Below are 10506 nucleotides of genomic sequence, written 5' to 3'. Positions count from 1 at the left end.
ATTGCGTGAAATCAAAGGCTTGTCGCCTAAGTGATTGGTTTCTTTAACCTATTGGAATCGCTAGGGTTTCGGCTCATAACCTGAAGGTCGTAGGTTCAAATCCTACTCCCGCAACCAACTTCCGCGAAAATCGCACCACCATGCACGGCGCCGAGCTCCCTCGGTGCCGATTTGCGTAGCATCTCCAACAAGTTGCCCTCGATCGCCAGTCGGTGCCCGTTGGCTTCCGCGTCCCAATCGACAACGATCCGATCGACGAGCTCGTGCAGCTCGTCGGCCGCCCGACCCGCGACCACCTCGTCCGAGAGGCTGGCGGCGAGGTCGCCGACCATCTCCCGATAGAGGTCCGGCAGATTCTCCGGCAACTCCACCGTCGACGGGACGATGTCTGCTCGCTTCCCCTTCATTTCCTTCAATTCGGTATCCACGGCGTTCAGCCGTTCGATGATCGCCGAGGCGTAGTTGCCGTTCTCGACGGCCAGCACGAGATTGCGGTGCTTGGTCTCCAGCTCCCGCACGCGCGCGTCGTGGAGGTGAAGCGTATCCTCGGCCGCGCCCTGACTCTGGGTGAGGTGCTTCCGGAAGCGGTCCCGGAAGGCCACATAGGCTTCTGGCTTCATCAAATCGGCGCGCAGCCCGGAAAGCACCAAGGGAAGGGCAATGCTCTCGCGGAGGCCGCGAAAGCCCTCGCAGACGCTGCCGCCTTTCTCTTTCGCGTTTGCGCAGTAGTATGTCTTGTATTTTCCCGTTCCGGCCACCGTCATCCTGCCGCCGCAGCGACCGCACTGGAGCAGCCCTGACAGCAGATACTTGCGACGGCGCAGCGCTTGGGCGGTCGACAGGTGATTGCGATCGGTGCTCTCGATCTTCACCGTCCGCTTCGACTGCGCTGCCTGACGCGCCTTGACCGCATCCCAGAGCTCATCGCTGACAATGCGCAGATCTGGCACCTCGACGACCTGCCACGCGCTCTCGGGATTGAGCGTCGAGACCCGCTTCTCTGTCACCGGGTCCTTCCGATAGCTCAGGCGGTTCCAGACCCGCCGCCCGACGTAGAGTTCGTTGTTCAGGATGCCGGTGCCGCGTGCGGCGTTCCCATTGATCGTGTTCTGCTTCCAGTGCCCCGAGGAGCGGCGCTTCGACCCGACAGATGGAGAGGGCAAGCCGTCGTCGTTCAACGCGCTGGCGATCGCGATTGGAGACTTGCCCGCGGCGTAATCGCGGAGGATGCGCCGCACGATTGCAGCCTCTATCTCATCGATGGCCAGAGCACCCTTCACGGGCACACCCTGTTCGTCGGTCCCGGGCTTGTAGCCATAGATTCGGCCACCGCCGTTCAGGCCGGACAAGACCTTTCCTTCGATACCCCGATGAACTTTCTGCGACAGACCTTCGAGGAACATGCTGCTCAGGATCGAGGCCAGCCCGACAGAGAGCGTATCGGCCTTACCACGATCGACGGTGTGAATCTCGACGCCCGCGTGCGTGGCGATCTTGTTGAACCGCGCCAAATGCTCGGGGTCACGCGAGATTCGGTCGAGGGATTCGGCGATCACGACGTCGAAACCACGCGTCTTCGATGGGAGTGCCTCCATCAACCGCAGAAAATCAGTTCGGTCGTGGCTGGCGGTGCCGCTGATGGCCCGGTCGGAAAACCTTTCCACGATCGTCCAACCCTGCCCGGCGGCGTAGCGCTCAGCCAAGCGAAACTGGTCCTCGATCGACATCGGGTTCTGCATGTCCGTGGAGTAGCGCGCGTAGAGCGCGGCACGGCGGGGGGACGTCGGGATCATTCGCGAGCCTCTATGTTATTCCTTTTCTGAGCGGCGTCGCGCTGCTCTTGCAAAAGCCGACCCATCAGAGGAGCGAAATCACCCGGGGCGTCGACATATGCGATCCGAGCGCCATTTGTCTCGCAGAATTGGCTGAAGTCACTCAGCATCTCCGGATCGCGTGCAATGCTTGCAGGGTTTGCGGCCAGCGCGATTTGCGCGCGTCCCTGCTTGATGCAGTCGCGTAGCGCCGCTAGGCCGGGGCGATCCCTGACCACGCTCGCACCGTTGTCGACGAAAACCTCGCCTATGCGCCAGCCCTGAGCGGCAGCGTGTTCCGTGCAGTATCGGCGCTGCTCCGCGATCGCTGCATCGTTGGATGTCGCCGAGCGCAGGTAGAGCGCGGCGATGGTTTGATCGGTCATCAGTCAGGTCCTTGTCGTCTTTGCCGAATGGCGTTCAGGCAGCTTGCGCGAAAGCCCGATGCCGAACGAGTTTACTCCACCTAATCTTCACAATTCGACACCAGGATGGCGATATCGCGTCAGGTGTCGCGTCCTTCTGCTCCCGTTCCTGCGCGAGCTTCCGGACCGCGGCTTCTGCGAGAAGGTCGATCAGTCTGTCGAGCGGCATCGGCGGAGTCCTTTCCTGTTCGGGCAGTAGACAACCGACATGGCGGACGCCCAACCGAGACCGTCACACAGCAATGGCCGCAAGCGTCCGCAGGGAGACCTGCGGGCGCATCCTCGTCACGCCCCATCAAGGCAGACGCCCGAGAACGCGAAGCCCGGCGCGCCACGCATGGGCAAGATCGGCGGCGTCCTGTGCGGCGCGGTGAACCGTTCGTCGCCGTTCGCGCTTCTCGTAGACGGCATCGAGCGCCGCCGAGATCGGATTGCCGTCCTTGGTGAAGGCCGTCCAGGCAGCCTGGTGAAAGTCATAGATCGGCAGCGTTGGCGGGTTTGGACTGGTAGAAAGCAGTCGATCCAGCCAGCGCTGATCGAACTCAGGGGCATCCGCAATCAGTCGAGCATCACCGATCGTGTCGATGGCCCACCGAGCCACCTCTTCCGCGGGATCGGCATCATCGAGGTCGGATCGCGGGATACGATGAACATCTGCGCTCTGCTCGGACCATGCCGTCTCCTGCCAAGCGGGATCGGGGCGGATGAGTTTACCGACAGAGTGCACTGTGCCGTCGGGGTCAATCCAGGAAAGGCCGATCTCGATTGGCCAGCTGTCGGAGGCGAGCGATGACGCCTCGAAGTCCATGAAAATAAGCATTGGGAGAGGTCTCCTGTGAAAGTGTGGCCGGTGTATCCGGGCGCTCGACATGCGTCGGACGGGATGGGGCGCACCGGCGTCTTCGTAGCAGCGAAGGAGAGGTGAACATCGCCGGCGCGCCGGCCAGGGGATCCAGTCCCGGCCTCGGGACCTGTCGGCCCCTCAAGGAACGGCGCCTCAGCGGGCGCCGCCGTTCTCACTCGAGGTTCACGATGTCCACGCTGAGCCTAACGGCCGTGGCAAACTGGACGAGGCGGCTCGCCGCCTTCACCAGTTCCTCGATCGGCAGCAAAGCTGCCGTCAGCGCCTCGGCTTCCCGGCTGAGAACCTTGTAGACATCGTAGGCCTCTTCGAGGCCGATCAGGCGTTCGCGCGGAATGGGAACTCTTTTCTCCGAGGTCCCGGCGGCGATGGCCTTGCGAACCTCCGCGCGCGCGATGTCGACGAGGCACAGAAGGTTGATGCCGATATCCTCATCATGTTCCTCGAGAAACTGGATGGTGTCCTGCACCGTCTCTTGGGCATCCCGTTCGAGGTGCGGCAGGACCCGCGTTCTCAGATGCTCGGCCATTCCGTGTCGGAGGGCGATTACGGCATGGACCAGCGCGACTTGCTGGTCGAAGAGCGTCGTGGACGATGTGGAGATCACATGCGCACCGCCTTTCCACCGAGAAAAGCAGGATGCGTCTTGCGCCTCGTGGCCCCGCGACTGCGCGTGCGGCTGCGCCGATCGGCGGCGATATCGCGCTCGGCGTGAATGCGGCCGCGCACGGCGTTCATCGCGTCGAAGGGATTGCCGTCGAGGCGGCCGAGCACGGGCGCACCGGTGGCCCCGCAGATGACAAAGCCGCTGTGGTTCAGGGACACGAGCAGCCGGCGTGCGCCGACAAAACGGGTCGATTCATTGAGCCCGGCCAAGAGGTAATCGGTCTGGCGGCGGACGTGCACCTCGTAGCCGATGTTCGAGCGGCGGCGCGAGGTGGTGCCGTAGGCCAAGAGCGCGTAGCGCTGGCCGCCCCGCTCCTCGATATCGAGCACGAGGCAGGGCCGCGCTTTCGGCCGACCAACGTGGCCTCCCTCGGCGAGCGGGAAGCGGAAGGAGACAATGTCGCCGTAGGACAGGTGGTCCTGCCAGGCGGCGGTCATTGTCGGGTTGCTGGTGGTGCTGTCGAGCATTGTCGGTGTCCTTGATCGGTGGATGTCCGACGCGCCCGGTCCCTTCCTATCCTATCGGCCGGAACCTTCTGTCGTGCGCGTCATCACGCGCGTGCACGGCAGAAGGGGCTGGCCTGCTTCCCTGTCTGACCTTCCTGCTTGCGTAATTGGGGGAGAGCGTCGAGAGGGCGCACCCTCTCGACCCCGCCGGGCGGCCAGCGGAGTGTGGTTCGGGGATAAGTGCGGAACGCTCTGCGCGGGAGTGGGGGAGGTTCGGAGGCGAGCGCGGAGCGGCATCCTCCGGGAGCAGGGGGTCTTGGGGGAGTGCGGAACGATGACCCGAGACCGTCGGGAGACGCCAGGGGGTGCAGGGGGAGTGGCGAACGACGACCCTGCCCTGGGTGTCCAGAGGGTCGGCGCGAGCTCTGGTCCGGCTGAAGGCCCTTGGCGGGTTCGGGAGGGCGGAGCGTCTCCCGAGCGGCGCGTCAGCGGCGCCGGGGTCCGGGGGCGTCAGCCCCCGGCGAACGACAGCTGGAACGCAGGCCCGAAGGGCCGGAGTGCCAGCTGATTAGTGAGTATTTACCTGCGCGCACGTTGAAAACGCTCCCCGGTCGGAGCCTTGCTGCGCCTCAAAAATTCATCCGGTTTGCGGCCTCGGCCTCGCGAAGGATTAGGTTCTCCCGAGTCTGATCAGGACGGACCTTCTGCAGGCGTATCTTCTTTGGCTCATGCCCCTTCAGCCACCTCTCCAGATCGGTCTTCAAGCCGCCAAACTCCTTGCACCATCGGTGATAGGTGAACTAAGTCGCGCAGATCGACCGCACCGCCACGACCACCTACAGGCCCTGCGACACAAGCTCGTCTGCATGCCGAAACTTGTCGCAAAGAATACCGCTTCGTGTGTCTTATCTGGAACATTCATCGTCCTCCCACCGATCCGACGGCCATACTTAAGGGGAGACCACTGTTTAGGAGACAGGTCTGCCTTGCGTAACGATGATCGTAAAGTAAGATTGGTTAGCGCAGCTAGTTGGATTGAGAATGGCAAATATTCCCCTTGGATCTGAGCTTCAGAACGAAAGCGATGTAGAGCAAAAAGTTCTATTACCCCTGCTTACCGGACCTTCGCCGGACGGCTTGGGGCTTTCAATTGAAAAGCTTTATACAAAGGCCAGTATTAGAAGTGTCGTAATAGACAAAGGTATGTCAAAAAAGAATTACTATCCGGATTATATATATACCCACAAGGGGGCACCCATTCTTGTTGTTGAGGCGAAAACCCCGGGCGAAGACCTTTTAGAAGCACTGAGGGAAGCGAGACTGTATGCTTCTGAAATAAATTCTCACTATCCCGCAAATATTGATCCTGTAAGGTTTGTTATTGCATCGGACGGCAAGAGTCTTCTTGCCGGATACAACAACTCTGCGACGCCTATTTACGACCTGAGCATTGAAGACTGGAGTCATATAAGTATTGAATTCGCCGATTTTGTGAAGAACTTTTCGAGCGAGGCTCTCCGGAAATGGGGCGAATCTGTAGCAAAAGAGGTCAGGCCTAAACGATATTGGAAGCCAAGAAAGATGGTAGGAGGGGTTTCGGCTCAAAGCGAAGAGATTGGCCTGAATTCATTCGGCGTAACGATAAAGTCTGACTTTAAGGATCTCTTCAACCCTTCAAGCATTGAAGATCGGGATATTATAGCGAAGGAGTGCTATATTCCATCCAAAAGACGCGACAGGTATGTCGACTCTATTGACCGCGCGTTCAAGGCAATCATCCCACCTTCGGAAAATAATACTACCGCGATTGATGATACGTCGAGACCCGACCGCCTAATCAAGAAGCTTAGGCAGGGAACTAAACTAAATAATGAAGTGATGCTACTGATCGGAGCTGCTGGCGCAGGAAAAACTACTTTCATCGACTATCTAAGGGTTCAGGCCCTTCCGAGGGATGTGCGGCAAGGGACTAGGTGGATTCATATAAATATGAATTTAGCCCCTGTATCAGACGGCGAGATATTTTCATGGCTGAGAAAGGAGATAATAAGTGGTATAAAAAGAGCTCAGCCGAGCATCGATTTTGACGAACTTGATACAATTAAGCAGATATTCCGAAACGACGTCGAGAAATTTCGTAAAGGAACTGGTCGCTTGCACGAGCACAGTTCGGAGAAATACGCAGAAAAACTTGCCGAGGCAATTGAAAGGGCTCTTTCCGATCAGCATTACGTGGCTCAAGCATACTGCGACTATGTTTCCAGGGTTGAATCCTCCCTCATCGTCATAGCGCTTGACAATTGCGACAAGCTTGCGATGCAAGAGCAACTCTTGATGTTTGAGGCATCTCAATGGTTGCGAACCGAGTTCAATGCTATGGTTTTGCTACCCTTGAGGGAAGAAACATACGATAATAATCAAAACGTCCCGCCACTAGATACAGCTCTGAAAGATTTAGCTTTTAGAATTGAACCTCCACGTTTCGATCTAATTCTGCGGTCCAGAGTTGATCTCGCGGTAAGGAGGTTGCAACTCGATCCAACCCAGAAGTTCTCTTACGACTTGCCGAATTCTATGAAGGCAGTTTACATGGCTTCTGATAAAATTTCATATTTTTCATCTATTTTGAAATCTATCTTCGATGCAGATTCGAATGTTCGCCGTTTGCTTATCGGGCTTTCTGGAAGGAATATGCGGCGCGCGATGGAGATTTTTTTGGATTTTTGTTCCAGCGGTCACATTTCGGAGGAGCACATTTTGAAGATGGTTCAATCTAAGGGTGTTTACGTTCTTCCGCTGGACATAGTGAGTAAGGTCATTCTTCGGTCCAAAATGCGCTATTACGACAGTGATTTTTCCTATGTTGTCAATTTGTTTTCTTCTGACATAGATGACTCTAAACCGAATTTCATCACACGCGTCGCGATACTTCGATATCTTACGAACTTGGCGGAGATTGGAAAAGGGTCACGAGCTTCGAAATATGCTAAAGGCGCGGACATTCTTGCTGAACTAAAGAAGCTGGGGATTACAGAAGAGTCCTTCATTCGGGAGCTCAACTATCTGACCGTTAGAAACTGTGTTGTGAGCGAAGACTTTAGGCTCACTAATATTACGCTCGATGATCTGATCACAATCGGCCCGGCGGGAAGAACTCACCTATACCTGATTGGCAGCATTCACTATCTCGCTGCAATTTCCGAAGACACTTGGTTTCGGGATGAGAAATTGGCACGCTCTATCTCTGATAGAATCAAAGATGATAAGAACCATTTCAACCCGCGGACAGTAGTAAGCAACGCTAAAGCTGTTGTGGACTTCTTGGATAAAGAGATCAATGCAATGCTGGCTGAGCACGACCTTGTTTTTCCAGAGGACGACACGCATGCCCTTTCGACTATAAGCTCTGCAAAGTCTACCGTAGATCGTCGGCAAAGAGAACTTTTTGGCGCATGGGCAGATATTGACGACCGTCTTCCAGTTGACGAACCAATAATTGGTCAGGTGACTAATATTACAAAATATGGACTATTTGTGCGTTTGGAGCCGAACGTAGACGGCCTTTTGCACATCACGAAACTCTCGGGAGTGCTTTCGGACTACAAGAAGGGCGACAGTGTAACTGTTCTGGTGAAGTCCATTGATGCTTCGAACAGAAAGATTGAGCTCGCGTCGCCATGAGTGACTCAGCATCGATCCCGGCGCTGCGAATGGCGACGGTCGTTCTCAATAATCGAAATCGGCAAGACGGTTTTTCCGATGCACTTTTCGATCGAGCGTGTGGAATCGGGAGTTTCTGTAGAGAATATTCCGAATGCGCTTTTGAAGTGCTAGGCCCTATTTGCGCACCGAAGTTCCGCTTGTTGCATATAATTTCGATCAAAGCTTCTCATCTGCATAAATCTCCTGCGTAATGTAATCTCGTTCTCGGGCATACGCCGTTTTCCGGATTGGTGCCAAGGCATTTTTCGATTTGCCGACGTCCACCCAGCTTCTGATCTCACATTCCTGGGAGATCCGAGATGGACGGTTCGAACGTCAAGACAGACTACCCCGTGGTGCTGCGGTTTGAGGGGCTCTATCCGCACCAGCTTGGGGGCTACGAGGCTCATCGGTTGAGGAAGGGCGGGGACCTCAGCCACGTGGATCGCTCGAGAACGAAGTTGAATGGCCCGCCTTTGATCGGATCAGAGGACTGGGCGGCGCGGGCGCTCGACGAAATCCGTGACATGACGGCCGAGAACTTCGCCGCCGAGCTCGAGTCGCTCGAGAAGCGCAACCGCAAGAAGGACATTGAACGGCGTCTTGTCGAAGGACCGAAGCCTCCCTGGCGGGCAACGCGGCACGGGCCGATGCGTGAGGTGATCCTCACAGTCAACAAGGACTGGTTCGACGAAGATCTGTCCGGCTTCTTCGGCGAAGATGAGAACCAGCGGGAGAAGGATTTCGAAAATCTCGCAAAAGGCTGGCTGATAGAGAACTTCGGCGACGATGTGATCCACGCCCGAGCCGACCGGGATGAGGCCGCATACCACATTCACGCGGTGATCCTGCCGCGGGCGACGGTGGAGATTGCCAAGCCGAAGGCCAAGGTGCCGACGGCAACGGCGACCCGTCGGATGCTCCAGCCCTCAATCCATCCGCTCATCAAGGATTACGAGGCCGCGCAGGACAGCGTCGGTCAATGGTTCTCATACCTCGGCTTGGTGCGGGGTGAGCGCCGTGCGGCCGCCATCCGGGAGGCCCGAGCGAACGGAGAGGAGCCGCCAAAGCGCCGGTATCACGCAAAAACCTGGAAGTGGCGCGCCGAAGAAGAGCTTCGCCTGAAGGCCGAAGCGAAAGCACTGCAAACGGATAGCGCGGCTCTGGATGACCGCGCGGCGCGCGTTGCCGAGAGAGAGGCTGAGGCAGAAACCGTGCTCGCGGTCGCAGAGGGCGTCACCTCCGGCGCATTCGTCGCCGGGGTTGATGACAGCGAACCAGAACTCATCGACGCAATTGAGCCGACGACGTCTCCGTCGCCGCAACCGACGCTCGAAGATCTTCGCAGGAAGTCGCCCAAGGGCGTCGCGAGAGCGTCGACCGTGTTTGCGCGCGCTTGGCAGCGTCTGTTCGGGGACGCCCGGGCGAGAGCCGAGGCCGAGGCGCAGGCGGGAGTAGCAACTGCGATGGCGGACATTGCCGAGGCCGATGAGGTGATCGCTGAGGCAGCAGCTCATCTGCCGGAAGAAACTCGGTCGGTGGTAGCGGGCATTCGGCGCACCATCCCGGCCATTCTCCGTCGACTGGCGCGGCGGACAAACGGTCTGTCCGACGGGCTCGAGCACACGCGCCGAGGAGGCCCAGTATCCGGAGATGAAGAAAAGTTTTGAGCGACATCAGTCGGATAGAAATTCCCGGGAAAAAAGTTCGCGAAAACGGAGAGTCGTCCGAAACAGATAACAACATATCCCGGCCAGCCCGAGAGGGTGCCCCTGAAAACCGGACCTCTGCGGAGGCCATCAAACCATAGAAAGTCAATGCAATGACCAATTTCCTGAACGCCGAATTCGCCGCCTCCAAAGCCACGCGCAAGGAGCGCAAGCAGATCGCCCGACCCGAGGAATCTTCGGCGACGGAGCGCGCCGTGGCGTCTCTCAGGCGATCTTTGGGGAAGGACCTCAAGAAGTCCGACAACAAGGAGCGCCTGTTCACCAAGGCGATCAACGACACGATGCCCGAGTTCATCGCAGCAATGGACGAAGAGGTCCTGGCCCCATTCTTCTTCTCGCTGGAGCGCCTCGCCACGGCAGCGAACCGTCGTCGAATTGCGACGCACCCGCTTCGTTCCGACATCGTCGATGAGATGCACGAAGAGGCGGACGAGGAGGATGCTCGTGCCGCAGAGGAAGCAGAGCGCGCAGCCGCCGAGGAAGAGAAGCGCGCTGCTGCGAAGGCCGCCGAAGATGAGAACAAGCCCGCGAAACTTACGCCGAAGGCTGAAGCTTCGGATGGTTCTCCCGCGTCGTGATCAACGCCCACGGGACGGGAGGCGCTCGGCGCCTTCCCGATCCGCACCGAGGTTCATCGCGCAACCGGAATGAACAGCGTCGTTTTCGACAAAGTCCAAAGCGCGCTCCCGCAACCAGAATAAACCCGCCAAACCATCAGGTTGGCGGGTTTTCGTTTGGCCAACGATTATTCCTGTCAGCCCCTCCGGAATCATACCGGAATCATCTGGTAGCGGGCTCTGGCGTACTTCTGGCCCGTTGAGGTTTGACCTTCCCCCGCGGTTAGGGCCGGTTTGATCTGGAAT

Annotated in this window: 9 protein-coding genes; 3 read left to right on the top strand and 6 right to left on the bottom strand. The window is 57.9% G+C overall.

Going from position 1 to position 10506, the window contains the following annotated elements:
- Nucleotides 1–95: 95 nt before the first annotated feature.
- The 5 genes from ILP92_RS16680 to ILP92_RS16660 form a co-directional block, all read right to left on the bottom strand.
- Nucleotides 96–1793 (bottom strand): recombinase family protein, encoded by a 1698-nt coding sequence (locus ILP92_RS16680; protein ID WP_198917553.1) that lies wholly within the window; start codon nt 1791–1793, stop codon nt 96–98.
- Nucleotides 1790–2197, bottom strand: coding sequence for a recombinase family protein (locus ILP92_RS16675; protein WP_198917552.1), 408 nt, complete (start codon nt 2195–2197; stop codon nt 1790–1792). Before ILP92_RS16675 ends, ILP92_RS16680 begins: the two co-directional genes overlap by 4 nt.
- Nucleotides 2198–2531: 334 nt before the next feature.
- Nucleotides 2532–3056 carry a 3'-5' exonuclease gene (locus ILP92_RS16670; RefSeq protein ID WP_198917551.1) on the bottom strand — a complete coding sequence of 175 codons (525 nt, stop codon included), beginning with the start codon at nt 3054–3056 and terminating at the stop codon, nt 2532–2534.
- 196 nt (nt 3057–3252) lie between these two features.
- Complete coding sequence (locus ILP92_RS16665; RefSeq protein ID WP_198917550.1) at nt 3253–3705, bottom strand: hypothetical protein; 453 nt, start codon at nt 3703–3705, stop codon at nt 3253–3255.
- A complete protein-coding gene (locus tag ILP92_RS16660; protein ID WP_198917549.1) occupies nt 3702–4232 on the bottom strand; it encodes a hypothetical protein in 531 nt (176 codons plus the stop codon). Before ILP92_RS16660 ends, ILP92_RS16665 begins: the two co-directional genes overlap by 4 nt.
- Nucleotides 4233–5252: 1020 nt before the next feature.
- On the opposite strand from ILP92_RS16660, the gene ILP92_RS16655 reads away from it, so the two are divergent.
- The 3 genes from ILP92_RS16655 to ILP92_RS16645 all read left to right on the top strand — a co-directional run bounded on the left by ILP92_RS16655 (nt 5253) and on the right by ILP92_RS16645 (nt 10221).
- Nucleotides 5253–7892, top strand: a complete 2640-nt coding sequence (locus tag ILP92_RS16655; RefSeq protein WP_198917548.1) for a S1 RNA-binding domain-containing protein — start codon at nt 5253–5255, stop codon at nt 7890–7892.
- Nucleotides 7893–8233: 341 nt separating this feature from the next.
- A complete protein-coding gene (locus tag ILP92_RS16650; protein ID WP_198917547.1) occupies nt 8234–9583 on the top strand; it encodes a plasmid recombination protein in 1350 nt (449 codons plus the stop codon).
- 152 nt (nt 9584–9735) lie between these two features.
- A complete protein-coding gene (locus ILP92_RS16645) occupies nt 9736–10221 on the top strand; it encodes a hypothetical protein (protein ID WP_198917546.1) in 486 nt (161 codons plus the stop codon).
- Here the strand turns inward: ILP92_RS16645 and ILP92_RS18325 are convergent.
- A partial coding sequence (locus tag ILP92_RS18325) for a hypothetical protein (protein ID WP_214650084.1) occupies nt 10222–10506 on the bottom strand: 285 nt, incomplete at its 5' end. It lies immediately after the preceding gene.

It is taken from the genome of Palleronia pontilimi (assembly GCF_016412875.1).
Lineage (GTDB): Bacteria > Pseudomonadota > Alphaproteobacteria > Rhodobacterales > Rhodobacteraceae > Palleronia > Palleronia pontilimi.
Note: the sequence above shows the minus strand (reverse complement) of the source record. Positions and strands in the feature narration are given on the sequence as shown.

Excerpts from the sequence above, each read along its gene's own strand:
- ILP92_RS16655 (WP_198917548.1), top strand. The coding sequence starts at position 5,253 with ATGGCAAATATTCCCCTTGGATCTGAGCTTCAGAACGAAAGCGATGTA.
- ILP92_RS16660 (WP_198917549.1), bottom strand. The coding sequence starts at position 4,232 with ATGCTCGACAGCACCACCAGCAACCCGACAATGACCGCCGCCTGGCAG.
- ILP92_RS16675 (WP_198917552.1), bottom strand. The coding sequence starts at position 2,197 with ATGACCGATCAAACCATCGCCGCGCTCTACCTGCGCTCGGCGACATCC.
- ILP92_RS16670 (WP_198917551.1), bottom strand. The coding sequence starts at position 3,056 with ATGCTTATTTTCATGGACTTCGAGGCGTCATCGCTCGCCTCCGACAGC.
- ILP92_RS16680 (WP_198917553.1), bottom strand. The coding sequence starts at position 1,793 with ATGATCCCGACGTCCCCCCGCCGTGCCGCGCTCTACGCGCGCTACTCC.
- ILP92_RS16650 (WP_198917547.1), top strand. The coding sequence starts at position 8,234 with ATGGACGGTTCGAACGTCAAGACAGACTACCCCGTGGTGCTGCGGTTT.
- ILP92_RS16645 (WP_198917546.1), top strand. The coding sequence starts at position 9,736 with ATGACCAATTTCCTGAACGCCGAATTCGCCGCCTCCAAAGCCACGCGC.